At 70.8% G+C, this 23,658-nt stretch carries 23 protein-coding genes; 11 read left to right on the forward strand and 12 right to left on the reverse strand.

All coding sequences use genetic code 11. The annotated features are described in order from the left end of the window. Nucleotides 1-11 precede the first annotated feature (11 nt). The 4 genes from BN159_RS33210 to BN159_RS33225 all read right to left on the reverse strand — a co-directional run bounded on the left by BN159_RS33210 (nucleotide 12) and on the right by BN159_RS33225 (nucleotide 5,552). On the reverse strand, nucleotides 12-1,013 hold the full coding sequence (locus BN159_RS33210; RefSeq protein WP_041820187.1) for a CopD family protein: 1,002 nt from the start codon (nucleotides 1,011-1,013) through the stop codon (nucleotides 12-14). A 100-nt stretch (nucleotides 1,014-1,113) separates the two neighbouring features. Then, nucleotides 1,114-2,427 carry a CoA transferase gene (locus tag BN159_RS33215; RefSeq protein WP_015661418.1) on the reverse strand — a complete coding sequence of 438 codons (1,314 nt, stop codon included), beginning with the start codon at nucleotides 2,425-2,427 and terminating at the stop codon, nucleotides 1,114-1,116. A 79-nt stretch (nucleotides 2,428-2,506) separates the two neighbouring features. Continuing rightward, the gene (locus BN159_RS33220; RefSeq protein WP_015661419.1) at nucleotides 2,507-4,003 is read right to left on the reverse strand and encodes a S8 family peptidase; all 1,497 of its coding nucleotides are present in this window, start codon (nucleotides 4,001-4,003) and stop codon (nucleotides 2,507-2,509) included. A gap of 25 nt (nucleotides 4,004-4,028) precedes the next feature. After that, complete coding sequence (locus BN159_RS33225; RefSeq protein WP_015661420.1) at nucleotides 4,029-5,552, reverse strand: S8 family serine peptidase; 1,524 nt, start codon at nucleotides 5,550-5,552, stop codon at nucleotides 4,029-4,031. A gap of 322 nt (nucleotides 5,553-5,874) precedes the next feature. Here BN159_RS33225 and BN159_RS33230 point away from each other — a divergent pair, with 322 nt between their 5' ends. The 3 genes from BN159_RS33230 to moaA all read left to right on the forward strand — a co-directional run bounded on the left by BN159_RS33230 (nucleotide 5,875) and on the right by moaA (nucleotide 8,981). Continuing rightward, complete coding sequence (locus tag BN159_RS33230) at nucleotides 5,875-6,231, forward strand: DUF485 domain-containing protein (RefSeq protein WP_015661421.1); 357 nt, start codon at nucleotides 5,875-5,877, stop codon at nucleotides 6,229-6,231. Next, nucleotides 6,228-7,850 carry a solute symporter family protein gene (locus BN159_RS33235; protein WP_015661422.1) on the forward strand — a complete coding sequence of 541 codons (1,623 nt, stop codon included), beginning with the start codon at nucleotides 6,228-6,230 and terminating at the stop codon, nucleotides 7,848-7,850. The genes BN159_RS33230 and BN159_RS33235 overlap by 4 nt, the downstream gene beginning before the upstream one ends. Nucleotides 7,851-7,991: 141 nt before the next feature. Continuing rightward, nucleotides 7,992-8,981: a GTP 3',8-cyclase MoaA gene (gene moaA / locus BN159_RS33240; protein ID WP_041822086.1), complete on the forward strand. Its 990-nt coding sequence runs from the start codon at nucleotides 7,992-7,994 to the stop codon at nucleotides 8,979-8,981. A gap of 34 nt (nucleotides 8,982-9,015) precedes the next feature. On the opposite strand, the gene BN159_RS33245 is transcribed toward moaA, so the two are convergent. Both BN159_RS33245 and BN159_RS33250 read right to left on the reverse strand, forming a co-directional pair. Continuing rightward, entirely contained in the window at nucleotides 9,016-9,234 is a 219-nt protein-coding gene (locus BN159_RS33245) for a hypothetical protein (protein WP_015661424.1), read from the reverse strand. Between the two features lie 212 nt (nucleotides 9,235-9,446). Next, the gene (locus BN159_RS33250) at nucleotides 9,447-9,845 is read right to left on the reverse strand and encodes a DUF3099 domain-containing protein (protein WP_015661425.1); all 399 of its coding nucleotides are present in this window, start codon (nucleotides 9,843-9,845) and stop codon (nucleotides 9,447-9,449) included. A gap of 246 nt (nucleotides 9,846-10,091) precedes the next feature. Between BN159_RS33250 and BN159_RS33255 the strand changes: the two genes are divergently transcribed. After that, nucleotides 10,092-10,370: a GlsB/YeaQ/YmgE family stress response membrane protein gene (locus BN159_RS33255; RefSeq protein ID WP_015661426.1), complete on the forward strand. Its 279-nt coding sequence runs from the start codon at nucleotides 10,092-10,094 to the stop codon at nucleotides 10,368-10,370. A 58-nt stretch (nucleotides 10,371-10,428) separates the two neighbouring features. Here the strand turns inward: BN159_RS33255 and tyrS are convergent, their stop codons facing one another. From tyrS to BN159_RS33270, 3 genes are read right to left on the reverse strand one after another with little or no spacing between them, the layout of a single operon-like run. Next, complete coding sequence (gene tyrS, locus BN159_RS33260) at nucleotides 10,429-11,697, reverse strand: tyrosine--tRNA ligase (protein ID WP_015661427.1); 1,269 nt, start codon at nucleotides 11,695-11,697, stop codon at nucleotides 10,429-10,431. A gap of 43 nt (nucleotides 11,698-11,740) precedes the next feature. Beyond that, nucleotides 11,741-13,123: a metallopeptidase TldD-related protein gene (locus BN159_RS33265; protein WP_015661428.1), complete on the reverse strand. Its 1,383-nt coding sequence runs from the start codon at nucleotides 13,121-13,123 to the stop codon at nucleotides 11,741-11,743. Continuing rightward, nucleotides 13,120-14,643: a TldD/PmbA family protein gene (locus BN159_RS33270; protein ID WP_015661429.1), complete on the reverse strand. Its 1,524-nt coding sequence runs from the start codon at nucleotides 14,641-14,643 to the stop codon at nucleotides 13,120-13,122. The genes BN159_RS33265 and BN159_RS33270 overlap by 4 nt, the downstream gene beginning before the upstream one ends. A gap of 244 nt (nucleotides 14,644-14,887) precedes the next feature. Here BN159_RS33270 and fabG point away from each other — a divergent pair, with 244 nt between their 5' ends. The 3 genes from fabG to BN159_RS33285 all read left to right on the forward strand — a co-directional run bounded on the left by fabG (nucleotide 14,888) and on the right by BN159_RS33285 (nucleotide 16,893). Then, nucleotides 14,888-15,592 carry a 3-oxoacyl-[acyl-carrier-protein] reductase gene (fabG, locus tag BN159_RS33275; RefSeq protein WP_015661430.1) on the forward strand — a complete coding sequence of 235 codons (705 nt, stop codon included), beginning with the start codon at nucleotides 14,888-14,890 and terminating at the stop codon, nucleotides 15,590-15,592. Nucleotides 15,593-15,597: 5 nt separating this feature from the next. After that, nucleotides 15,598-16,365 carry an enoyl-ACP reductase FabI gene (gene fabI, locus BN159_RS33280; RefSeq protein WP_015661431.1) on the forward strand — a complete coding sequence of 256 codons (768 nt, stop codon included), beginning with the start codon at nucleotides 15,598-15,600 and terminating at the stop codon, nucleotides 16,363-16,365. Nucleotides 16,366-16,554: 189 nt separating this feature from the next. Then, nucleotides 16,555-16,893: a hypothetical protein gene (locus BN159_RS33285; RefSeq protein ID WP_015661432.1), complete on the forward strand. Its 339-nt coding sequence runs from the start codon at nucleotides 16,555-16,557 to the stop codon at nucleotides 16,891-16,893. On the opposite strand, the gene BN159_RS33290 is transcribed toward BN159_RS33285, so the two are convergent. Next, nucleotides 16,874-17,563, reverse strand: a complete 690-nt coding sequence (locus BN159_RS33290; protein WP_015661433.1) for a FadR/GntR family transcriptional regulator — start codon at nucleotides 17,561-17,563, stop codon at nucleotides 16,874-16,876. The genes BN159_RS33285 and BN159_RS33290 overlap by 20 nt on opposite strands. Nucleotides 17,564-17,633: 70 nt before the next feature. On the opposite strand from BN159_RS33290, the gene BN159_RS33295 reads away from it, so the two are divergent. From BN159_RS33295 to BN159_RS33305, 4 genes are all read left to right on the forward strand, one after another. Continuing rightward, nucleotides 17,634-18,920 (forward strand): CynX/NimT family MFS transporter, encoded by a 1,287-nt coding sequence (locus BN159_RS33295; RefSeq protein WP_041820190.1) that lies wholly within the window; start codon nucleotides 17,634-17,636, stop codon nucleotides 18,918-18,920. 128 nt (nucleotides 18,921-19,048) lie between these two features. Further along, entirely contained in the window at nucleotides 19,049-19,165 is a 117-nt protein-coding gene (locus BN159_RS47505; RefSeq protein WP_015661435.1) for an SGM_5486 family transporter-associated protein, read from the forward strand. A 196-nt stretch (nucleotides 19,166-19,361) separates the two neighbouring features. Continuing rightward, complete coding sequence (locus BN159_RS33300) at nucleotides 19,362-19,568, forward strand: hypothetical protein (protein ID WP_015661436.1); 207 nt, start codon at nucleotides 19,362-19,364, stop codon at nucleotides 19,566-19,568. Nucleotides 19,569-19,633: 65 nt separating this feature from the next. Next, nucleotides 19,634-20,152: a SixA phosphatase family protein gene (locus tag BN159_RS33305; protein ID WP_015661437.1), complete on the forward strand. Its 519-nt coding sequence runs from the start codon at nucleotides 19,634-19,636 to the stop codon at nucleotides 20,150-20,152. Between the two features lie 73 nt (nucleotides 20,153-20,225). On the opposite strand, the gene serB is transcribed toward BN159_RS33305, so the two are convergent. Next, on the reverse strand, nucleotides 20,226-21,431 hold the full coding sequence (serB, locus tag BN159_RS33310; RefSeq protein ID WP_015661438.1) for a phosphoserine phosphatase SerB: 1,206 nt from the start codon (nucleotides 21,429-21,431) through the stop codon (nucleotides 20,226-20,228). A 163-nt stretch (nucleotides 21,432-21,594) separates the two neighbouring features. Further along, nucleotides 21,595-23,430: a streptophobe family protein gene (locus BN159_RS33315; RefSeq protein ID WP_015661439.1), complete on the reverse strand. Its 1,836-nt coding sequence runs from the start codon at nucleotides 23,428-23,430 to the stop codon at nucleotides 21,595-21,597. Between the last annotated feature and the right edge of the window lie 228 nt (nucleotides 23,431-23,658).

The following is a 23,658-nucleotide window of genomic DNA, read 5'->3' on the forward strand; positions in this document are numbered from 1 at the left end:
TATCTGATTGATCACCATCTGATCGGTACCGGAAGCGCCGTCAGCAGCCCCGACACCGCCACGACCACGCCCAGCGCGGCGACCTCCACGCGCGCGGGCGCGCAGGCCGTGAGCGGGTCGGCGGCCCGGCGCAGCCGGATCCGCGCCCACAGGGCGAGCGCGGCCACCGCGGCCACCAGCAGCACCTTGGCGAGCAGCACCCGCCCGTACGCCGTCGTCGTGAGCTGGTCGAGGATCGTCCCCGACGGCATGCGCCGCAGCGAACTGCACACCCCGGTCGCCGTGATGGCGGCGAGCAGAACGGCCGCCACGCGCGCGTAGAGCCCCAACAGGGCCGCGCCCGCCGGGCTGCCGCCCCGCAGGCTCCGCAGGACGTGCAGCAGACCGCCCGCCCACAGCGCCGCGCAGGTCAGATGCACCAGCGTCAGACCGGAGCCGATCATGGGGGAGTGCTCGGTGGTCGGGTGGGCGCGCAGCGCCTCGGCCACGATCACCGCGGCCAGCGGCCAGAGCTGGGTGCCGGGCCGCCGGGACAGCGCGCACAGTCCGGCCACGGCGAAGGCGTTGACCTCCAGCAGCGCGAGCTTGCCGTCGCGGGTGGCGTACAGACCGCCGACGTCCAGGTCGGAGAGGCTGTCCGGCACCAGGTTGCCGGTCGAGACGACCGAGGCGAGCCCGAGGGCGGCGAGGAAACCGGCGCCGGCCGCGTAGGGCACCCAACTGCGGGGCGGGGCCGAGGGAGCGCCGGGTACGGAACGGGCCAGCCGGTTCACGAAGAGCTCGCCCACCGGGACGCACAGCGCCGCGAACAGCACCGTCCGCAGCAGCGCGATGCCGCCGTCGCCGGGTGCGGCGGCCTCCCCGGTGCCGTGCAGCGCGGCGGACGGCCCGAGCAGCGGGATCAGCGCCCCGAGGGCCACCAGGACCAGCACGGCGACGGCCCGGCCGGTGCCGGGGCGGCGCAGGGGCTCGTTCGCGTCGGCCGCCTCCGACGTGGGTCTTATCAAGGTCACCTCATGATCTTCACCAGTCGTCCCAGAACCGGGCAAGCGCAGGAAAACAACTGGCGGTACGGCATTCCGCCCATGGGTACGTTTTCGGACGCCCCGGGGCTCAGACAGGATCCCACCGCGCGGGATCGCTTCCCCAGACCCCGGGCGGCCGGGCCCAGTCCACCGGCCCGCCCGCGAAGGCAACCGGCGGCAGGGCGTACCGCAGCCGCCCGAGCGCGCTGTCCGTGTCGGCCAGCCACTGCTCCGGCCCCTCGTACGCCGGTCCGCTCGCCGCACTCGCGTCGATCCCGCCCGTCAGCCACAGCGCCGTCCGCGCCAGGGCCAGCCGTACGACCCGGCCGTAGCCCTCGCTGAGTCGCTCGGTCAGTTCCCGTAGGACCGCTGCCGCCAGCAGGTACCCGGTGCCATGGTCGAGTGCCTGGGCAGGCAGTGCCCCGGGCTGTTCCGGCGTCCCCTCCACCACCGCGATCCCCGTGGCCGCCTGGACCAGGCTGTCGAAGCCGCGCCGTCCGCCCCACGGCCCGTACGCGCCCCACGCCGACAACTGCGCCACGACCAGTCCGGGCCGCCGCTCCACCAGTGCCTCGGGCGAGAGACCGAACCGGTCCAGGGCGCCGGGCCGGTACCCGGTGACGACCACGTCCGCCGTCGCGAGCAACTCCTCGAAGGCACGCCGGTCCCGCGTCAGGTCCAGGGCCGCCGACCGCTTCCCGAACCCCGTGTCCGCGTGCTGGTCGGGGAGTTCGGGGGTGCCCGGCGGATCGACGCGCAGGACGTCGGCGCCCAGCAGGGCGAGGGTGCGGGTGGCGACCGGGCCCGCGATGACCCGGGTCAGGTCCAGGACCCGTACACCGGCCGCGGGCAACAGGGGAGCCGGTGGCAGCGGCGGCAGCGCACGCGCGCGTGCCGTGTCCAGGAGCTCGCGCTCGACCAAGGGCCGCTCGGCCACCGCGACCGCCTGCGGATGGGCCGCCCACTCCTCGGGCGTACGCACCGCCACGGCGAGCCCTCCGGCCGCATACACGGCCTCCTCGACGTCCAGGGCCGACCGCTCGGCCAGCGCCCGTTCCACGTCGGCCTCGGGCACGCCCAGCGCGCTCAGCAACCGCTCGCGGTGATGGGGATAGTTCGCGTGGGTCCGTACCCACCCGTCCGCCGTCCGCCAGAACCGCGACAGCGGGGCGAAGGTGACCGGAGCGCGTCCATTGATCAACAGATGCCGTTCGCTCACGAACGCCGTGGCGACGGCACCGTCGTCCACGCGGACCTCCGGCACCTCCCGCAACCCGGCCCGCACCGCCCCCAGTTCGGCGCCGGCCAGTGCGCACGCGCTCACACACGCGCGTGCCAAGTCCCGTACGGGAAGGCGCCCCGGAAGAGCGCCCTCCCGCACCACCACCTTGATGTCGGTCATGACTGCACTATGCAGTATTGACCGAATCAATACATGGACGGGACTACTTGGACTGCATGGACTACTTGGACCGGATGGACTACTTGGTCACCGCGTCCAGCGCGTCCGCCGTCCCCCACCCGTAGAACCCGTTCCGGTTCTTCGAGCCCTCGCACACCGCGTCGACCTTGCCGTCGCCGTCGATGTCGTACGGGTCCGTGCACGCCGTGGCGTCGGCCTGGGCGTACAGCAGGGCCTTCACCGCGGTCGGCGGAAGGTACGGATGCGTCGACTTGATCAGCGCGGCGACACCCGCGACATGCGGGGACGCCATCGACGTACCGGCCATGTAGCCCCATTTGCCGCCGGGCAGCGTGCCGAGGATCAGACCGCTGGTGGCCGGCGGGGCCGGGGTCTGGAAGCGGGTCGAGTCGCCGCCGGGCGCGGCGATGTCGACAACTCCCAGGCCGTGGTTGGAGAAGGACGACTTGATGCCCTTCGCGCCGGTCGCCGCGACCGTCACGACACCCGGCAACTGGGTCGGGATGTCAAGGCACTCGGTCGGGTCGATGACCCGGTCCGAGGGCGTGGCGTCGTTCGGGGAGACCGGGTCGGTGATCTCGTCGGCCGCGAGGTCGTAGTTCTCGTTGCCGGCCGCCGCGACGTTGACCGCGCCCTTCTTCTCCGCGTACCGCGAGGCCCGGGAGACGGCCTCGACGAGCGCCTTCTGATCCGGGTCGTTCTTGCAGTTGAAGTACCAGGGATCGGTGTAATAGCTGTTGTTCGTCACATCGACGTCGTGCTCGGCCGCCCACATGAAGCCGCACACCACGGCCTCCGTGTAGAAGTACCCGGCGGTCGTCGACACCTTGATGCCGGAGACCTTCACACCGGGTGCGACACCGGTCATGCCGACGCCGTTCTTGGCCGCCGCGATCTCGCCGGCCACATGCGTGCCGTGCGCGCTCTCCGTCGGCCCGGGGCGCCAGGCGCCCTCGGTGGTGTCCGGCTTGCCCGTCACGCAGTTGACCGAGGCGTCCCGGTCGAAGTTCGGCGCGAGATCGGGGTGGGTGTCGTCGACGCCGGTGTCGATCACCGCGACGGTGACGTCCGAGCTGCCCAGCGACGTCTCGTGCGCCTGGTCCGCCTTGATGGCGGGCAGGTCCCACTGGAGCGGCTGCAAGGGGTCCTGCCCCTCGGCGGCCTCGACGGCCGCGGCCTCAGCGGCGCTGAGCACCTTCGGGGTGCCGACCTCCGTCGTCGACTGCGCGGGCAGCGGCGCGTTGCGGGTGTTGCCCGCGGAGGACACGCCGGGCACCTCGCGCAGGACCTTGGCGAAGTCGGGGTTCGCCGAGTGGACGACGATCACGCCGATCCGGTCGTACGAGGTCACGACGGTGCCGCCGGCCTCGGCGATGGCCCGCTCCACGCGCGGCGAAGGGCCGTGTCCGGGCTGGACGTTGACGACATAGCTGAGCGAGGTCGCCTCGGCCTCGGCCGCCGCCGACGCGTTCGGCAGCAGAGCGAGCGCCGTGGCCATGGCCATCCCGGCGGGGACGGCCAGCACACGGCGAGAGCGCGGGAATTGCGCGGTCATGGTGTCAATCTCTCCCGTCCGTCGCCTACTTGACCGCACGCAGCGCGTTGACGATGCCGAAGCCGTAGAAGCCGTTCACGCGCGTGCCGCCCTCGCACACCGCGTCCTGAGTGCCGTCGCCGTTCTGGTCGTAGGACTCCGGGCAACCCGGGTTGTCCGCCTGCGCCTTGAGCAGTACCTGGAGCGTCGCCGGGGACGCCCACGGGTGCTTGGACTTCAGCAGCGCGGCCACGCCCGCGGCGTGCGGCGAGGCCATCGAGGTGCCCTGGAGGAAGGCGTACGCCCCGTTCGGCATGGTCGACAGGATGCGACCGTTCTTGGAGGGCGTGTCGGGTATCTGGTACAGCCGGTCACCGCCGGGCGCGGCGACATCCACGACGCCCTTGCCGTAGGAGGAGTAGTACGACTTGAGGTTCTGGACGCCCGTGGCGCTGACGGTGACGATCCCGGGCAGCTGGGTGGGCACGTCGAAGCACTCGTGCGGGTCGATCGTGCGCTCCACCGGCGTGGCGTCGTCGGGGCTGGTGGCGTCGACGATGGCGTCCGAGTCCAGGTCGTGATTGGAGTTGCCCGCCGAGGCCAGGTGGAGCGTGCCCTTCTTCTGGGCGTACAGCTGCGCCCGGTTGACCGCGTCGACGATCGCCCTCTGGTCCGGGTCGTCCATGCAGTTGTACAGCCACGGGTCGACGTAGTAGCTGTTGTTCGTGATCTCGACGCCGTGGTCGGCGGCGAACACGAAGGCGCACACGACGCTCTCCGGGTAGAAGAGACCGTTGTTCGGGTCGCTCACCTTGATGCCGGAGACCTTGACGCCGGGCGCGACACCCGCGACGCCGATGCCGTTGCGCGCGGCGGCGATCTCGCCCGCGACGTGCGTGCCGTGGTAGTCGTCGGCGGTGTACGGCCGCCAGGCGCCCTCGCTGGTGTCGGCGACACCGCCCACACAGTTGGCGGACTGGGACTTGGAGAAGTTCGGCGCGAGGTCCGGGTGGGTGTCGTCGACGCCGGTGTCGATCACGGCGACGGTCACCTTGGAGCTGCCCGGGTTGATCTTCGCGGCCTGGTCGGCGCCGATCGCGCGCAGGTCCCACTGGTCGGCCTCGAGAGGCTCGCTGTCCGGGGTCGCGGCGCTCGCGGCCTTCGCCGCCTGGTCGTCCGTGAGGAACTGGGCGGCGCCCTGGTCCGTGGTGCCCGCTGCGGTCAGCGGCGCCGTACGCGTCGCACCCGCCGACTGGACGCCGCGCACCTGGCGCATCTGCTTGCCGAAGTCCGGGTTGGCCGAGTGAGCGACGATGACGCCGATCTTCTCGTACGTCGTCACAACGGTCCCGCCCGCTGTGACGACGGCCTTCTCCACCGACTCGATGGTGCGCCGGTCCGTTGTGGTGTTGACGACGTACGCCAGCTTCGGCGCGTCCGCCGACTGCGCCACGGGCTCCGCGAGCGGGGTGGCCGTGGCGGCGGTCGGCAGGAAGCCGAGCGAGGCGGTCAGCGACAGCACAACGGGGACGGCCAGGGCGAGCCGGCGTCTGGAAGGCAGATGAGCCATGGGATCTCCACATCATCCGGAAACGAAACCGGCCCGAGGCACAGGTGGTGCTCGGGCAGGTACATGACGGGCGTGCAGGGTGAAGCTATCTCCCCGCTTCAGTGGCCAGCAATGACTCGCCCGAAGTGAGTTCGGAAAGAGTTGAGTCGCGTTGAACCGGTTCTCGCGTGGCGCCGTGACGTTGGACAGGGGACGCGAGCACGATCGAGCCCCCTGGCCCTGTGAGGTATGACCCGCTATGTCCGTCGTTCCGAACCCGTCCCCGCACCCCGAACCATCCCCGTCCACCGTCGCAACAGCGCCCGCAACGCGAGGAGACTCCGTGGCCACCGACGCACCGCCCCCCTCGAAGGAGCAACACCGGCTCCCCACCACCGAGGAGTTCACCGAGGTGCAGGAGAGCGCGGAGTTCGGTGAACTGCGCCGCTCCTACCGCTCCTTCGCCTTCCCGCTGACCGTCGGCTTCATCGTCTGGTACCTGCTGTACGTCCTGCTGTCGATCTACGCAGGCGACTTCATGGGCATCGAGCTGTTCGGCAATATCAACATGGCCCTCGCCCTCGGTCTCGCCCAGTTCCTCACCACGTTCCTCATCGCCTGGTGGTACGCGCGGCACGCCGCCGCGAAGCTCGACCCCAAGGCCGAAGCCATCAAGTCCCGGATGGAGGGCGGCGCATGAGCACCGCGCACATGTTTCTGGCGGCCGACGCGGCGAGCGAGCACCGCACGCTGATCATCAGCCTGTTCGGCGTCTTCGTCCTCGCCACCCTTGTCATCACCGTGTGGGCGGGCCGCCAGACCAAGGACGCGGCCGACTTCTACGCGGGCGGCCGACAGTTCACTGGTTTCCAGAACGGCCTCGCCGTCTCCGGTGACTACATGTCCGCCGCGTCCTTCCTCGGTATCGCGGGCGCCATCGCCCTGTTCGGTTACGACGGCTTCCTGTACTCCATCGGCTTCCTGGTCGCCTGGCTCGTCGCCCTGCTGCTGGTCGCCGAGCCGCTGCGCAACTCCGGCCGCTACACGATGGGCGACGTCCTCGCCTACCGGATGCGCCAGCGCCCGGTCCGCACCGCGGCCGGCACCTCCACCATCGTCGTGTCGATCTTCTACCTGCTGGCGCAGATGGCCGGCGCCGGCGTCCTGGTCTCCCTGCTGCTCGGCATCAGCAGCGACGCCGGAAAGGTCGGCATCGTCGCCCTGGTCGGCGTCCTGATGATCATGTACGTCACCATCGGCGGTATGAAGGGCACCACCTGGGTCCAGATGGTCAAGGCCGTACTGCTGATGTCCGGCGCCCTGCTGCTGACCTTCATGGTCCTGCTGAAGTTCGACTTCAACGTCTCGGACCTGCTCGGCACCGCCGCCGACCAGAGCGGCCATGGCAAGGCCTTCCTGGAGCCCGGCCTGAAGTACGGCGCCACCGGCACCACCAAGCTGGACTTCATCTCGCTCGGCATCGCACTGATCCTGGGCACCGCCGGTCTGCCGCACATCCTGATCCGCTTCTACACGGTGCCCACCGCCAAGGCCGCCCGTAAGTCCGTGATCTGGGCGATCGGCCTGATCGGCTCCTTCTACCTGATGACCCTGGCGCTCGGCTTCGGCGCCGCCGCGCTGATCACCCCGGAGGAGATCACCACCTCCAACAAGGCCGGCAACACGGCGGCCCCGCTGCTCGCCCTCCATCTGGGCGGCGTCGAGTCCAGCTGGGGCGCCATCCTGCTGGCCACGATCTCCGCGGTCGCCTTCGCGACGATCCTCGCGGTGGTGGCGGGCCTGACGCTGGCGTCCTCCTCGTCCTTCGCGCACGACATCTACGCCAACGTCATCAAGAAGGGCCAGGCCAGTGAGAAGGAGGAGGTCAGCGCCGCCCGCTGGGCGACCGTCGGCATCGGCGTCGTCTCCATCGGCCTCGGCGCCCTGGCCCGCGACCTGAACGTGGCCGGTCTGGTCGCCCTCGCCTTCGCGGTCGCCGCCTCCGCCAACCTGCCGACGATCCTCTACAGCCTCTTCTGGAAGCGCTTCACCACCCAGGGCGCCCTGTGGTCGATCTACGGCGGTCTGACCACCGCGGTCGGCCTGGTGCTGTTCTCGCCGGTCGTCTCCGGCAAGCCCACCTCGATGTTCCCGGACGTCGACTTCCACTGGTTCCCGCTGGAGAACCCCGGCATCATCTCGATCCCGGTCGGCTTCCTGCTGGGCATCATCGGCACCTACCTGTCCAAGGAGGCGCCGGACGAGGGCAAGTACGCGGAGCTGGAGGTCCGGTCCCTGACCGGCACCGGCGCCCACTGAGCACGCCTCCCCCGAGCGGCCGCGTCGTAGGGATCTACGACGCGGCCGCGCCGTTCCTCGTGGGATCCGGCTCTGTTGATGTCGGTGGCGTCACGTAGGCTCACAAGTGACGGGAAACGAGTGTTCCGCGAGGGGGCCCACGTGCTCATCGACACCTACGGCCGGGTGGCCACCGACCTGAGGGTCTCGCTCACCGACCGCTGCAATCTGCGATGCACCTACTGCATGCCCGAGGAAGGCTTGCAGTGGCTGGCCAAGCCCGACCTCCTCACGGACGACGAGATCGTCCGTCTGATCGACATAGCGGTCACCACCCTCGGCATCACCGAGGTCCGCTTCACCGGCGGCGAGCCCCTGCTCCGGCCCGGCCTGGTCGGCATCGTCGAGCGCGTCGCGGCCCTCACCCCCCGCCCCCAGATGTCCCTGACCACCAATGGCATCGGCCTCAAGCGCACCGCCGCGGCCCTGAAGGACGCAGGCCTGGACCGGGTCAATGTCTCCCTGGACACCCTTCGTCCGGACGTCTTCAAGACCCTCACCCGCCGCGACCGCCACAAGGACGTCATCGAGGGCCTGGAAGCCGCCCGCGACGCCGGACTCACGCCGGTCAAGATCAACACCGTGCTGATGCCGGGCCTGAACGACGACGAGGCCCCCGACCTCCTCGCCTGGGCCGTGGAGCACGCCTACGAACTGCGGTTCATCGAGCAGATGCCGCTGGACGCCCAGCACGGCTGGAAGCGCGACGGCATGATCACCGCCGGCGACATCCTGACCTCCCTGCGCACCCGCTTCGAGCTGACCCCCGAGGGCTCCGACGAGCGCGGCTCGGCCCCCGCCGAGCGCTGGATCGTGGACGGCGGCCCGCACCGCGTCGGCGTCATCGCCTCCGTCACCCGGCCGTTCTGCTCGGCCTGCGACCGCACCCGCCTCACCGCCGACGGCCAGGTACGCACCTGTCTGTTCGCCCGCGAGGAGACCGACCTGCGCGCCGCCCTGCGCTCCGGCGCACCCGACGAGGAGATAGCCCGGATCTGGCGCCTGGCGATGTGGGGCAAGAAGGCCGGAGCGGGCCTGGACGACCCGAGCTTCGTCCAGCCGGACCGCCCGATGTCCGCGATCGGCGGCTGAGAGGTACGGCTGAAACCGTACGGCCGGTATCCGGCTACGGCGTGCTCGGCTCTTCCCACTCCGAGAACTTCACGACGTCCTTCAGAAAGCCCCGAACACCCAGGAACTGGGAGAGATGCTCCCGGTGTTCCTCGCAGGCCAGCCAGGTCTTCCGCCGCTCCGGCGTATGGATCTTGGGGTTGTTCCAGGCCAGCACCCACTCGGCGGCGGTCCGGCAGCCCTTGGCGGAACAGATCGGCGTCTCGTCACTCACGGATTCGTCTCACAAGGTCCACAAAAAGGCGACGCCGAGCAGCCACGGGGGGAGCTGCCCGGCGTCGGTCCGTCGCTCCGACGGGGGATGCGGAGCGCCTACGAAGTATGTCATGGGTCACCCGCCGCCCGGCACCGGAACAACACTATTGATCTGAGCTTTTCTTGAGCTTGGTGCGGAGGTGGGTTCCGTTTGCTAGGCCGCCGCCAAGGTCATTTCCGGTCATGTGTTTCGCCGGCCGCACTCGCCGCCGGATCGGCCGCGACGTCTTCCGGGACGGGTTCCGCGAAGGGCTCGTCTGCCCTCGGTCCCGCAATCATCGGACGGGCCGGTGTGCCCACGAAAGTGGAAGGAAGCCCGGGTGCGTTCTCCCGCCCGGCGTTGGCGATCACCACCGCGATGTACGGCAGGATCGCGCCGAGCACCAACGCCACGATGGCCACGTGCCGTTCGACGTTCCACAGGGTCGCGGCGAGGATCACCGACAGCGTACGGACCGACATCGAGATGACGTACCGGCGCTGGCGCCCGCGTACATCCTCCTGGAGGCCCGTCCTGGCTCCGGTGATCCGGAATACCTGGGCGTTGCCCGCGTCGTGCTGCTTCCGCATCACATTCCACCATCCGCCCGCATCGGACTCTCCCCTGCCCGCACCCGGACCGCCCCCGGTCGGGGAGCCGGGCCCGGACACCTTCCACGTTACGCCTGGCCTGCGCTCCCTACGAGACCGGGTCACCTTCCCCACGGGCGAGCGGACCTCGGCCGTCCCGCGTACGGGCGCACCCGGCATGCGACGTAGAGGAAGCAGCCCAAGACTGGGCGTACTGCTCGCGTCGAGCCGTACAAGGAGGCAGCCATGGGCTGGTTGTGGGCGATCATCGTGGGATTCGTGCTCGGTCTGATCGCCAAGGCGATCCTGCCCGGCAAGCAGCACAGCCCCCTCTGGCTGACCACCATCTTCGGCATGCTCGGCGCCATCGTCGGCAACGCCATTGCCCGTGCGACCGGGGTCGACGAGACCTCCGGCATCGACTGGAGCCGACACGTCTTCCAGCTCATCGCGGCGATCATCATCGTGGGAGTGGGGGACATGGCGTACATGGCGACGCTGGGCAAGAAGAAGATGCAGACCTGAACGGGAGTACGACGAAGGGGGCGGCCCTCCCCGTGGAGAGCCGCCCCCTTCGGTGCGCTCAGCTGCCGGTGACCTCGACCGCCGCCAGGTTCTTCTTGCCCCGGCGCAGCACCAGCCACCGCCCGTGCAGCAGATCTCCGGTCTCCGGGACGGCGTCCTCCGCGGTCACCTTCACGTTGTTCACGTAGGCCCCGCCCTCCTTGATGGTCCGGCGGGCGGCCGACTTGCTGGCCACCAGCTCCACCTCGGCGAACAGATCGACCACCGGGCCCAGCTCGGCGACCTGGATGTGCGGCACCTCGGACAGGGCCGCCCGCAGGGTCCGGTCGTCCAGCTCCGCCAGCTCGCCCTGCCCGAACAGCGCACGGCTCGCGGCGATCACCGCGGCCGTCTGGTCGGCGCCGTGCACCAGCGTCGTCAGCTCCTCGGCCAGCGCCCGCTGCGCGGCCCGCGCCTGCGGCCGCTCCTCGGTCTGCCTCTCCAGCTCCTCCAGCTCCGCGCGGGACTTGAAGGACAGGATGCGCATGTACGTCGAGATGTCCCGGTCGTCCACGTTCAGCCAGAACTGGTAGAACGCGTACGGCGTCGTCATCTCCGGGTCGAGCCAGACGGCGCCGCCCTCGGTCTTGCCGAACTTGGTGCCGTCCGCCTTCACCATCAGCGGCGTCGCCAGACAGTGCACCGAGGCATGCGGCTCCAGCCGGTGGATCAGGTCGAGACCCGCCGTGAGGTTGCCCCACTGGTCGCTGCCGCCCTGCTGGAGCGTGCAGCCGTACCGGCGGTACAGCTCGAGGAAGTCCATGCCCTGGAGCAGCTGGTAGCTGAACTCCGTGTAGCTGATGCCCTCCTGGGACTCCAGCCGCCGGGCGACGGAGTCCTTGGTCAGCATCTTGTTGACGCGGAAGTGCTTGCCGATGTCCCGCAGGAACTCGATGGCCGACATCCCGGCCGTCCAGTCCAGGTTGTTGACCATGACCGCGGCGTTCTCGCCCTCGAAGGACAGGAACGGCTCGATCTGCGCGCGCAGCCGGGTCACCCAGTTCGCGACCGTCTCCGGGTCGTTCAGGGTGCGCTCGGCGGTCGGGCGCGGGTCGCCGATCTGGCCGGTGGCGCCGCCGACCAGGGCCAGCGGGCGCAGGCCCGCCTGCTGGAGCCGGCGCATGGTCAGGACCTGCACCAGGTGACCGACGTGCAGGCTGGCCGCGGTCGGGTCGAAACCGCAATAGAACGTGACGGGACCGTCCGCGAGCGCCTTGCGCAAAGCGTCCTCGTCAGTGGACAGGGCCCACAGGCCGCGCCACTTCAGCTCGTCGACGATGTCCGTCACGGTTCTCGTATCTCCTTCAGAGTGCTCCGGGTCAGGTACGAGGTTATACGCCCTGACTGACAGAGCTCATATTGAAGTCCGGCACCCGCAGCGCCGGCATCGCGGCCCTAGTGAACCAGTCGCTCCACTCCCGGGGCAGCGTCTTTTCGGTGCGCCCGGCCTCGGTGGCCCGGCCCAGCAGGTCCACCGGCGACTCGTTGAACCGGAAGTTGTTGACCTCTCCGGTCACCTCGCCGTTCTCCACCAGGTACACGCCGTCCCGGGTCAGCCCGGTCAGCAGCAGCGTCGCCGGGTCCACCTCGCGGATGTACCACAGGCAGGTCAGCAGCAACCCGCGCTCGGTGTTCGCCACCATCTCGTCCAGCGAGCGCTCGCCACCGCCGTCCAGCACCAGGTTGTCGATGCCGGGCGCCACCGGCAGCCCGGTCAGACCGGCGCTGTGCCGACTGGTGAGCAGGTGCTGGAGCTCGCCCTCGCGGATCCATTCGGTGGCGGTGAGCGGCAGCCCGTTGTCGAACACCGACGAGTCGCCCCCGGAGGCGTGCGCCAGCACGAACGGCGCGGACTCCAGGCCCGGCTCGTTCGGGTCGCTGCGCAGGGTCAGCGGCAGTTCGGTCAGCTTGTCGCCGACCCGGGTACCGCCGCCCGGCTTGGAGAACACGGTGCGGCCCTCGGCCGCGTCCCGGCCCGACGCCGACCACATCTGGTAGATCAGCAGATCCGCGACGGCGGTCGGCGGCAGCAGCGTCTCGTACCGCCCGGCGGGCAGCTCGATCCTGCGCTCGGCCCAGCCGAGGCGTACGGCCAGCTCGGCGTCGAGCGCGGCGGGGTCGACGTCCTTGAAGTCGCGGGTGGAGCGGCCGGCCCAGGCCGAGCGGGTGCGGTCCGGGGACTTGGCGTTCAGTTCCAGCGTCCCGTTCGGCTGGTCGTGGCGCAGGCGCAGTCCGGTCGACGTACCGATGTAGGACGAGACCAGCTCGTGGTTGGCGAAGCCGTACAGCTCGCGTCCGCCCGCCCGCGCGCGTGCGAACGCCTCGCCGAGCGCCGGGGCGAAGTCGGCGAACACCGCGGAGGACGTCTCGGCCGGGGCCTCGGTGAACTCCGGTGACACCGCCACGTCGGTCACCAGCGGCTGCGCGTCCTCGGCGGGCCCGGCACCGCGCGCGGCGGCCTCGGCGGCCCGCACCAGGGGCTCCAGCTCGTCCGCGGTCACCGCGGCGCGGGTGACGACGCCGGAGGCCGTGCCCTCCTTGCCGTCGACGGTGGCGACGACGGTGAGCGTGCGCCCGCGCGTGACGCCGTTGGTGGTCAGCGCGTTGCCCGCCCAGCGCAGGTTGGCGGTGGACTGCTCGTCGGCGATGACGACACAGCCGTCCGCGCGGGACAGCTCAAGGGCCCGCTCGACGATCTCGTGCGGCTTGTTCATCGACCGGCCTCCTGCGTGGTGTTGAGGATGTTGACGCTCCGGAACAGGGCCGACGGGCAGCCGTGCGAGACCGCCGCGACCTGGCCCGGCTGGGCCTTGCCGCAGTTGAAGGCGCCGCCCAGGACGTAGGTCCCCGGGCCGCCGACGGCCGCCATGGAGCCCCAGAAGTCGGTGGTGGTCGCCTGGTAGGCGACGTCCCGCAGCTGACCGGCGATCCGGCCGTTCTCGATCCGGAAGAACCGCTGGCCGGTGAACTGGAAGTTGTAGCGCTGCATGTCGATGGACCAGGACCGGTCCCCGACGACGTAGATGCCGCGCTCGACGCCCCCGATGAGGTCCTCGGTCGACATCCCGGCCGGATCCGGCTGAAGGGAGACGTTCGCCATGCGCTGCACGGGCACATGGCCGGGAGAGTCGGCGAACGCGCAGCCGTTGGACCGCTCGAACCCGGTCAGCTTCGCGATCCGCCGGTCCAGCTGGTAGCCGACCAGCGTGCCGTCCTTCACCAGGTCCCAGGTCTGGCCCTCGACGCCCTCGTCGTCGTAGCCGATGGTCGCCAGGCCGTGCTCGGCGGTGCGGTCACCGGTGACGTTCATCAGCTCGGAGCCGTACTTGAGCTTGCCGAGCTGGTCGAAGGTGGCGAAGGAGGTCCCCGCGTAGGCGGCCTCGTAGCCGAGGGCGCGGTCCAGCTCGGTGGCGTGTCCGATGGACTCGTGGATGGTCAGCCACAGGTTGGAGGGGTCCACGACCAGGTCGTAGACGCCCGCCTCGACGCTCGGCGCGCGCATCTTCTCGGCGAGCAGCTCCGGGATCTGCGCCAGCTCGCTCTCCCAGTCCCAGCCGGTGCCCCTGAGGTACTCCCAGCCGCGTCCGACGGGCGGCGCGATGGTGCGCATGGAGTCGAACTCACCGCTGGACTCGTCGACCGACACGGCGGTCAGCTGCGGGTGCAGCCGAACCCGCTGCTGAGTGGTCACGGTCCCGGCGGTGTCGGCGTAGAACTTGTTCTCGTGGACGGTGAGCAGCGAGGCGTCGACGTGGTTCACCCCGTCCGCCGCCAGCAGCCGCGTGCTCCACTCGGCGAGCAGCCCCGCCTTCTCCTCGTCGGGCACGGTGAACGGATCGATCTCGTACGACGAGATCCACGTCTTCTCGGCGTGCACCGGCTCGGCGGCCAGCTCCACCCGCTCCTCGGACCCCGCCGCCTTGATGACCTGCGCGGACAGCTTCGCCATCGCCACGGCTTGCGAGGCCACCTTGGCCGCCGCGTCCATGGTCAGATCCACACCCGAGGCGAAACCCCAGGTCCCGCCGTGCACGACACGCACCGCGTAGCCGAGGTCCGTGGTGTCCGAGGAGCCCGCGGGCTTGGCGTCCCTGAGCCGCCAGGACGCGCTGCGCACCCGCTCGAACCGGAAGTCGGCGTGCTCGGCGCCGAGCGCACGCGCGCGTGCCAGCGCGGCGTCCGCCAGAGCGCGTAGGGGGAGTGCCGTGAAGGACTCGTCGATGGTATGAGGCACCTGGATCTCTTCCTGTCGCCGTTACCGTGGTCGCTCCGATCATGTCGCGAGCGTGGGGCCGCGGACCACACGTTTGCGAGCCGCGGCCGGTTCGGTTCTGTAGGGACCCGACAGTGACTCCCGCAAGCCACTGTCGGTGCCCGCTTCTCCGCGTGCGCCCCGAGCCCGATAGATTTCCGGGGAAGCCGCCTGTCATCCAGGTGTTCGGGCGGGTGTGTCAGACCGCTATCGAAAGGGTGATCCGTTGAGCCGCTCGGTTCTCGTCACCGGAGGCAACCGGGGCATCGGCCTCGCCATCGCCCGCGCATTCGCCGACGCCGGCGACAAGGTCGCCATCACATACCGCTCGGGTGAGCCGCCGGCCGGCTTCCTCGCCGTCAAGTGCGACATCACCGACCCCGAGCAGGTGGAGCAGGCCTACAAGGAGATCGAGGCCGAGCACGGCCCCGTCGAGATCCTCGTCGCCAACGCCGGCGTCACCAAGGATCAGCTCCTGATGCGCATGTCCGAGGAGGACTTCACCTCGGTCATCGACACCAACCTCACGGGCACCTTCCGCGTCGTCAAGCGCGCCAACCGCGGCATGCTGCGCGCCAAGAAGGGCCGCGTCGTCCTGATCTCGTCCGTGGTCGGCCTGCTCGGCTCCCCGGGGCAGGCGAACTACGCCGCTTCCAAGGCCGCCCTTGTCGGCTTCGCGCGCTCCCTCGCCCGAGAGCTGGGCTCGCGCAACATCACCTTCAACGTCGTCGCGCCCGGCTTTGTCGACACCGACATGACCAAGGCGCTCACCGACGAGCAGCGCGCCGGCATCCTCGCCGGGGTACCGCTCGGACGCTACGCCCAGCCGGAAGAGATCGCCGCGACGGTGCGGTTCCTCGCCTCCGACGACGCCTCGTACATCACTGGAGCCGTCATCCCTGTTGACGGCGGACTGGGAATGGGTCACTGATCACCATGAGCGGAATTCTCGAGGGCAAGCGCATCCTGATCACGGGTGTGCTGACGGAGGCATCGATCGCCTTCCACACCGCCAAGCTGGCCCAGGAGCAGGGCGCCGAGATCATCCTGACCGCCTTCCCGCGGCCCACGCTGACCGAGCGCATCGCCAAGAAGCTGCCCAAGCCCACCAAGGTCATCGAGCTCGACGTCACCAACGACGAGCACCTGGGCCGGCTCGCCGACGTCGTGGGCGAGGAGCTGGGCGGCCTCGACGGCGTCGTCCACTCCATCGGCTTCGCCCCGCAGGACGCGCTCGGCGGCAACTTCCTGAACACCCCGTTCGAGTCGGTCGCCACCGCCATGCACGTCTCGGCGTACTCCCTGAAGTCGCTGACCATGGCCTGCCTGCCGCTGATGCAGAACGGCGGCGCGGTCGTCGGCCTCACCTTCGACGCCCAGTTCGCCTGGCCGCAGTACGACTGGATGGGCCCGGCCAAGGCGGCCCTGGAGGCCACCAACCGCTACATGGCCCGCGACCTGGGCAAGCAGAACATCCGCTGCAACCTCGTCTCCGCGGGCCCGCTCGGCTCGATGGCCGCCAAGTCCATCCCGGGCTTCGCCGAGCTGGCCTCCGTGTGGGACAGCCGCTCCCCGCTGGAGTGGGACCTGAAGGACCCGGAGCCGGCCGGCCGCGGTGTCGTCGCCCTGCTGAGCGACTGGTTCCCGAAGACCACCGGCGAGATCGTCCACGTCGACGGCGGTCTGCACGCCATCGGCGCCTGACGCTGCCGCTCGGCCTCGGCCGACCCTGAGGGCCCCGCACCTTGCTGGTGCGGGGCCCTCAGGCGCGTTTCGCCGGGTGTCGCTCGTTCGGCCTAGTCGATTGGGCGGAGCGGCACCGCGACTGCGCACTCTTGACTAGGCGTTCACCGCGCCCGTTTCCCTCCCCAGCACGGCCGAGGAGGTCCCCTTGTGCGTCTGCCCCGCAGCCTCGCCCCAGTGACCGTCGCCGTCGCTCTCATGATGTGCCTGCCGTACCAGGCCAGCCCCCACGCACGCGTGGAGTCCCCCTCGCCGGAGCCCTTCGGCTCCGAGTGCCGCACGCGCGTGCAGGGCTCCCATGTGGTCGCCCACTGCCACAACCCCTACGCCGACATGGACCGCGTACGCCTGCACATCGAGTGCGACCGCTGGTGGGACCTCGACACCGACAGCCCCCCGGTCGACACCGGCCCGGCGGCGACCGTACGGCTCACCGGGCGCTGCTGGAAGGAGGTTCGCTCGGTGTGGGTCAGCCACCAGAAGGGCTGAACTTTCCCGGGCGGCACTGGAACGGATAACCGGCCGCCTCCTCGGCGGCCGTGGCCGCGTCGCCCGCGCGGATGGCGTCCAGCAGCCGCGTGTGGTCCATGTACGTCTCCGGCGTCAGCTCCGCGCCGACGTCCTCGCGCAGCCAGTCCCGCAGCACCTCGCCCAGGTCCGCGTACATCGCCGTCATCGCGTCGTTGTGGGACGCCGCCACCACCGCCAGATGGAAGGTGGCGTCGGCCGCCACGAACGCCTCCGCGTCGCCCGAGGCCCAGGCCTCCTCCCGCCGCGCCAGGAGCGCGTCGAGCTGCTTGAGGTCCTTCTCGGTGCGCCGCTCGGCGGCCAGCTTCGCGGCGCCCGACTCCAGCGTGGACCGCAGCTCCGCGATGTGCCGGGGGTGGGCGTCGGCGAAACGGCGGTGCATCACCCCGGCCAGCTCACTGGTGGCCACGACATAGGTGCCCGAGCCCTGGCGGATGTCCAGCAGGCCGTTGTGGGCGAGGGCCCGGACGGCCTCCCGGACCGTGTTGCGGGCGACACCCAGCTGCTCGACCAGCTCCGGCTCGGTCGGGATGCGGGCGCCGACCGGCCACTCGCCCGAGGTGATCTGGTTCCGCAGCGCCGCGATGACCTGCTCGGACAGTGCCGAACGGCGTGGATGGCTCAGGGGCATGGCACACCTTCGCACAGGGCGGTCCGCCCGATGGAGCGGGGGCATGGACAAACATTCATCCTATGATTCTATGATGGGCGCCATGGTGAGCGAGGAAACCCGGACAGCGAGTTCCACGACGATGCGCGGCCCGGCCGCGGCGACCGACGCGTCCCCGGCGTCCGGCACGCGCGCGTGGACGACGCGACTGATCGTCCTCGGCATCGTGCTGGCCGCGCTCAACCTCCGCCCCGCCATCACCAGCCTCGGCGCCCTCCTGGAGGAGGTCCGCGACGGCCTGGGCATGAGCGGCAGCGTCGCCGGGGTGCTCACCTCTGTGCCTCCGCTCTGCTTCGCCGTCTTCGGCGTCATGGCACCCCGGCTGGCCCGCCGCTTCGGACCGGGCGCCGTCGTCTGCGCCGGCATGGTCGCCATCACGGCCGGACTGCTGATCCGCCCCTACGCCGGCAGCACGCCCGCCTTCCTGGTCGCCAGCGCCCTTGCCCTGATGGGCATCGCGGTCAGCAACGTCCTGATGCCGGTCATCGTCAAGCGCTGGTTCCCCGACCGTGTCGGCACCATGACCGGCCTGTACTCGATGGCCCTCGCCCTCGGCACCTCGACCGCGGCGGCCGTCACCGTGCCGCTGACGGACGCCCTCGGCGGGAACTGGCAGTCCGGGCTCGCGGTCTGGGCGGCCCTGGCCGCGGCGGCCGTACTGCCGTGGATCCCGTTCGTACGGGACCGGCGGGCGCCGTCCGCCGAGGCGCCCGCGCGGGAGCGGGTGCCCGCGCTGCGGATCACCCGGAGCCGTACCGCGTGGGCGCTCGCCGTGTTCTTCGGGCTCCAGGCCACCGCCGCCTACATCACGATGGGCTGGATGGCGCAGATCTTCCGGGACGCGGGTGTGCCCGCGAGCACCGCCGGGCTGCTGCTGGCGGTCACCATGGTGATGGGCGTGCCGCTCGCCTTCGTCATCCCGCGCGTGGCCACCCGGCTGCCCCACCAGGGCCCGATCGCCCTCGTCCTCGGCGTCTGCGGCCTCGCCGGATACGCCGGCCTCTACTTCGCGCCCGCCGCCGGAGCCTGGGCCTGGGCCGTGCTGCTCGGCATCTCCAACTGCGCCTTCCCGCTGGCGCTGACCATGGTCGGGATGCGGGCCAGGACCGGCGCGGGCGTCGCCCAGCTGTCCGCCTTCGCGCAGAGCACCGGGTATCTGATCTCCATCCCGGGCCCGCTCCTGGTCGGTGTGCTCTACCAGCACAGCGGCGGCTGGGGGCTGCCGATCGCGCTCATGACCGCGCTGATGATCCCGCAGATGGCGATGGGCGTCCTGGCAGGCCGCAACCGCACGGTCGAGGAGGAGGCGGCCCGCTAGGGTCTGTCGTTTGGATCAGGCCGGCTGCAAGAAGCGGTGCAGGCCGGGCGACGCCGGACTGGTCCAAACGACGGGCCCCAGGTGCCCCCGGCGGGTTCGGCAGTGGTCCGGGGTGCGAGACTTGCCGTATGCCAGTGCTCGACCCGAACCCGCCGAACGGCCAGAAGAAGATGCTGCTCGTCTTCGGCGCGTTCTTCGCCATCTTCGTGATCATCGCCGTCATCGCGACGATCGCCTCGCCCTGATTCGCCGCCCGGCCGCCCCGCCTGACCCCGCCCTGAACCGACGATGGTGGTGCTAGCCCCACCATCCCCTAGGGGGTGAGTGTCAGGGTCAACTGGGTGGATCACCGGATGGGTTGGGGCTCCCGGAATCCGTACCTTCGAGATGTGGCCGCGATCGGGCGGACCACCGGCCCACTCGAAGACCGCGGAGGCACCCATGTCGGCCCCTACGCACACCCCGCCTCCCTCGGCACACCGGGGCGGCGTCGACATCCGGCTCCCGTGGTGGGCGCTCGCCCTGCCCGTGCTCGCCTTCGTCACCCTGCTGGTGCTGATACTCGACCCGGCCGAGGCCCATGCCGCGACCGCCGACCCGGCGATCACCCGGCTCCTTGAGCACGTGCAGCAGCTGATGGCCCGCTGAGCAGCCGCGCGGCCGCCCGTCAACTACCCGCGCCCCATGGCCTGTTTCATGCGAAGCTGGGACCTATGAGCGTCGCAGAACCCCGCAGGATTGTCCTCTTCCGGCATGCGAAAGCCGACTGGCCACAGGTGTCCGACCATGAGCGGCCGCTCGCCGACCGGGGCCGCATGGACGCCGCTGTCGCCGGACGCAAGCTCGCCGACACCGGTATCGCCTTCGATCTGGCCCTGTGCTCCACCGCGACCCGGACCCGGGAGACCTGGAAGCTCGCCGTCCACGAGTTCCAGCACCGGCCGAAAACCGTCTACGAGGAGCGGATCTACGAGGCCTCGCCCGGCGAGCTGATCGCCGTGCTCAACGAGACCCCGGACGACGTCCGGGACGTCGTACTGATCGGCCACAACCCCGGCGTCCACGGCCTCACCGACATCCTCTCCGGCGAGGCCGAGGGCGATGCCCAGACACGCCTCAACCGCCGAGGCTTCCCGGCCGCCGCCTTCGCGCTCCTGACCCACTCGGGCTCCTGGAAGTCCCTGGAACCCGGTGTGGCCACGCTGGTCGACTACTGGGCGCCCTCGGAGTGACCCCACCCGTGTGAGGCGTGACTGACGAAAGGGGCCCGGCGCGCTACCGGGCTCCTTCTCCGCCTGCGCGGGATCAGTCCTCGTGCATGTCCGCGGCCTCGACCTCTTCGCGGGTGACGCCCAGCAGATACAGCACCGTGTCCAGGAAGGGCACGTTCACCGCGGTGTGCGCGGCCTCCCGGACCACCGGCTTGGCGTTGAAGGCGACCCCGAGACCGGCCGCGTTCAGCATGTCCAGATCGTTGGCACCGTCACCGATCGCCACCGTCTGCGCCAGCGGTACGCCCGCCTCGGCGGCGAACCGGCGCAGCAGCCGTGCCTTGCCCGCCCGGTCCACGATCTCGCCGGTGACTCTGCCGGTCAGCCTGCCGTCGACGATCTCCAGCGTGTTGGCCTGGGCGAAGTCCAGCCCGAGACGTTCCTTCAGATCGTCCGTGACCTGAGTGAACCCGCCCGAGACGACGCCGACTTGGTAACCGAGCCGCTTCAGCGTACGGATCAGCGTGCGCGCGCCCGGCGTCAGCCGTACCTCGCTGCGCACCTTGTCCACGACCGAGGCGTCCAGGCCCTCCAGCAGGGCCACGCGCGCGTGCAGCGACTGCTCGAAGTCCAGCTCCCCGCGCATCGCCGCCGCCGTCACCTCGGCGACCTTGTCCTCGCACCCGGCGTGCGCGGCGAACAGCTCGATCACCTCGTCCTGGATGAGCGTGGAGTCCACGTCCATCACGACCAGGCGCTGGGCCCGCCGGTGCAGACCGGCCGCGACGACCGCGACATCCACGCCCAGCTTCGCCGCGTCGGTCACCAGCGCCGTGCGCAGCGGCTCGGTCTCCACGCCGGACACCGCGAACTCGACCGCCGTCACGGGGTACTTGGCGAGTCGGAAGATACGGTCGATGTTGCCGCCCGCGTGCGTGATCTTCGCGGCGATGGCGGCCGTGGCCTCCGCGGTGAGCGGATGGCCGAGCACGGTGACCAGGGAACGGCCCAGCCCGCGCGGCCGGTTGTCGCCCAGGCCGGAGATGATCTCGGCCTGCATCTTCATGGACTCCGCCCAACTGTGGACGGTGGCCCGCAGATCCCCTTCCATGCCGCGCGGCGGCTCGCTGACGAGCGCGCACAACACGATCCGGCCACGGGTGACGACCTGCTCGATGTCGACCACGTCGACGGAGTAGGCGGCGAGGGTGTCGAAGAGTCCGGCCGTGATGCCCGGCCTGTCCTTCCCGAAGATCTTGACGAGAAGTGTGGGGACGTCGGAGGTCTGCGAAGCGCTCATGGTGCTTCCACCGTATCCGGCACCCAGTGCCTACCGCCCCTGAGGTCCGCCTAGCGGACAGGGAACACTGGGTGTCGGCCCGGTGGCGGGGGCCTTACGAGACGATCACGATGCCCCGCGGACCGAGGTCAGGTGCCTCAGCCGAGTGCCTTGGCCGCGCGCCTCAGCCGCGCCTCTTGGGGCCCCGCGGCGGCGCGGGAGGCGGCGGAGGCGGGGGTGGCGGGGGCCCCTCGCCCGACCATTCGCCCGAACGCTCCGACGCCCCGCGACCGGGCCGCGCACCCGGTGACCTGCGCGGCGACCGGGGCGGCGGGTCCATCGGCCGGACCACGGTGGGCGCCCCGTACACATCGCTGTCGTCGCGGCCCGGCTCATCGGCGGACGACGCCTCCGAGCCCCGCGGCCCCGCATCCTCCGGCTCCCGCAGTTCCTCGGGCACCCGGAGGTAGGGGTTCGTATCGGGATTCGGCGGCCGGTACGGCGTACCGGGGGCGTAGGGGCCGGATCCGCGTACGGTCGCCTGACTGGGAACTCCGGGGGACTGCGAGGGAAGCTCACCGGCCTCCGAAGCACCGCCCTCCCAGCGCACCCCATCGGCCGGCGCAGCCCCCTTCGCCGCGTCACCCAGTGCCAAGGCTGCCGCCCCCTGTCCCGCCGCCCCGGTCGTCCTGGCGAGGAAGGCACCGGCGCCTCCCGCGGCCGCACCCCACAGGGCACCGAGGACCAGCGCCATCCCGAGCTGCCCGTGCAGCTCGATGCCCGCGTCGAACGCGTCGACCCCGAGGACCGCGAGGGACGCGTCCACCGACACCTCCGTCAGCCACGCCAGCAGCGGCAGCGCGAGTGCGGTCGCGATGCCCAGCCGTAGCGCGCACCGCCCGGCGAAGCCGAGGGTGCCGGTCTCCACCGGGGTCCGTACGGCCGTCAGGACCCCCGCCAGCAGCATCATCACGGCCGCGGCGACCCCGAGCAGCCACACCCGTCCGTCCAGCTCCGCGAGCCGCCCCAGCGTCACGGCACGGTCGGAGTCGACCAGCAGGTCGTCCAGCGGATCGGGCAGGAACTGCGTCAGCGGACCGCTCGCCTCGCCGTCCCACGGCACGAACAGGCCGATCGGGATACCGAGCCACACCCCGTTCGGCGCCCCCAGCAGCGCGGCACCCGCGATGCGCTTGGGGTTGTCGTCGCCGATCAGCGCGTACGCCGCCGCCGCGAACCCCGCGAGGACCGCCATCACCAGCACCCCGACCAGGGCGGACACGGCGGGCCGCACGACACGGTGCAGGGCGCCCCAGCCGGCCGGCAGGGGAGTGCGCCGCGAGGCCAGCAGGGCGATCAGCAGGATCCCGGCCGACCAGCACAGGCCGCCGAGCAGCGTCGCCGCCGTGTCGACGGTGAAGCCGACCGCCGCCTCGGCGTCGATCAGGTCGCCGATCTGGTCGGGCAGCAGCCCACCGATGTCCCCGACGTCACCGAGCCCGGGGATCTCGATCCCGCCGCCCCCACCGCCCCCGCCGGGCAGGTCGTCGAGCCCGAGCGCGCCGCCGTCGATGGTGATGACGTCGTGCCCCGCCCAGGCGAGACCGCCGAGCATCGCCACGAACAGCGCGACCACCGCGCCCGCCCGCGCCAGGAGTTCGGCCGGCGAGATCACAACTCCCGCCGCGCGCAGGGACCGTAGGAAGAACCACGACAGCAGCAGCGCGCCGACCAGGCTCACGCCCAGTGGCGTGATCTCGATGGCCGTCGTCGCCTCCGCACCCGTGAGACCGAACGCGGACACATCCCCCGAGGGTGTGACAGAACCGCCCGCCCCGAGTGCCACCACCGCCGCGGTCATCGGGCCCAGTGAGCCTGCCGAGTCGGCCTCCAGCAGATGCAGGCCCAGCGCGGCCGTGCCCGCCATGCCGATCAGCGCCCAGCTCACCGCGGCGATCGCGGACAGCAGGACGTCCACCCACGGCACCCTCGTACGCTCGATGTTCCCGGACGCACTCATGGCAGACCCCCCGATCCGCAGGCGGCGAACTCGCCGCGCATGTCCCCCTCGCGTGGATTACCACTCTCCGGGCCGGTTTCAACCCCGTCAACGGAACCAGTCGAGGTGTGTGCGCGTGGTCTTCACAAGGCCCGACTTTCGGTCAGGGGGCCGAGCCTGAAATAGTTCCCGACGATGTTCGACATCCCTAGACTCCCTGTGATGGGGCGTAACTCGGGGGACTACTCA

The organism is Streptomyces davaonensis JCM 4913 (assembly GCF_000349325.1).
Taxonomy (GTDB): Bacteria; Actinomycetota; Actinomycetes; order Streptomycetales; family Streptomycetaceae; genus Streptomyces; species Streptomyces davaonensis.

Excerpts from the sequence above, each read along its gene's own strand:
- BN159_RS33215 (WP_015661418.1), bottom strand. The coding sequence starts at position 2,427 with ATGACCGACATCAAGGTGGTGGTGCGGGAGGGCGCTCTTCCGGGGCGC.
- BN159_RS33220 (WP_015661419.1), bottom strand. The coding sequence starts at position 4,003 with ATGACCGCGCAATTCCCGCGCTCTCGCCGTGTGCTGGCCGTCCCCGCC.
- BN159_RS33225 (WP_015661420.1), bottom strand. The coding sequence starts at position 5,552 with ATGGCTCATCTGCCTTCCAGACGCCGGCTCGCCCTGGCCGTCCCCGTT.
- BN159_RS33235 (WP_015661422.1), top strand. The coding sequence starts at position 6,228 with ATGAGCACCGCGCACATGTTTCTGGCGGCCGACGCGGCGAGCGAGCAC.
- BN159_RS33250 (WP_015661425.1), bottom strand. The coding sequence starts at position 9,845 with ATGCGGAAGCAGCACGACGCGGGCAACGCCCAGGTATTCCGGATCACC.
- BN159_RS33255 (WP_015661426.1), top strand. The coding sequence starts at position 10,092 with ATGGGCTGGTTGTGGGCGATCATCGTGGGATTCGTGCTCGGTCTGATC.
- BN159_RS33265 (WP_015661428.1), bottom strand. The coding sequence starts at position 13,123 with ATGAACAAGCCGCACGAGATCGTCGAGCGGGCCCTTGAGCTGTCCCGC.
- fabI (WP_015661431.1), top strand. The coding sequence starts at position 15,598 with ATGAGCGGAATTCTCGAGGGCAAGCGCATCCTGATCACGGGTGTGCTG.
- BN159_RS33290 (WP_015661433.1), bottom strand. The coding sequence starts at position 17,563 with ATGCCCCTGAGCCATCCACGCCGTTCGGCACTGTCCGAGCAGGTCATC.
- BN159_RS33295 (WP_041820190.1), top strand. The coding sequence starts at position 17,634 with ATGATGGGCGCCATGGTGAGCGAGGAAACCCGGACAGCGAGTTCCACG.
- BN159_RS47505 (WP_015661435.1), top strand. The coding sequence starts at position 19,049 with ATGCCAGTGCTCGACCCGAACCCGCCGAACGGCCAGAAGAAGATGCTG.
- BN159_RS33300 (WP_015661436.1), top strand. The coding sequence starts at position 19,362 with ATGTCGGCCCCTACGCACACCCCGCCTCCCTCGGCACACCGGGGCGGC.
- BN159_RS33305 (WP_015661437.1), top strand. The coding sequence starts at position 19,634 with ATGAGCGTCGCAGAACCCCGCAGGATTGTCCTCTTCCGGCATGCGAAA.
- serB (WP_015661438.1), bottom strand. The coding sequence starts at position 21,431 with ATGAGCGCTTCGCAGACCTCCGACGTCCCCACACTTCTCGTCAAGATC.
- BN159_RS33315 (WP_015661439.1), bottom strand. The coding sequence starts at position 23,430 with ATGAGTGCGTCCGGGAACATCGAGCGTACGAGGGTGCCGTGGGTGGAC.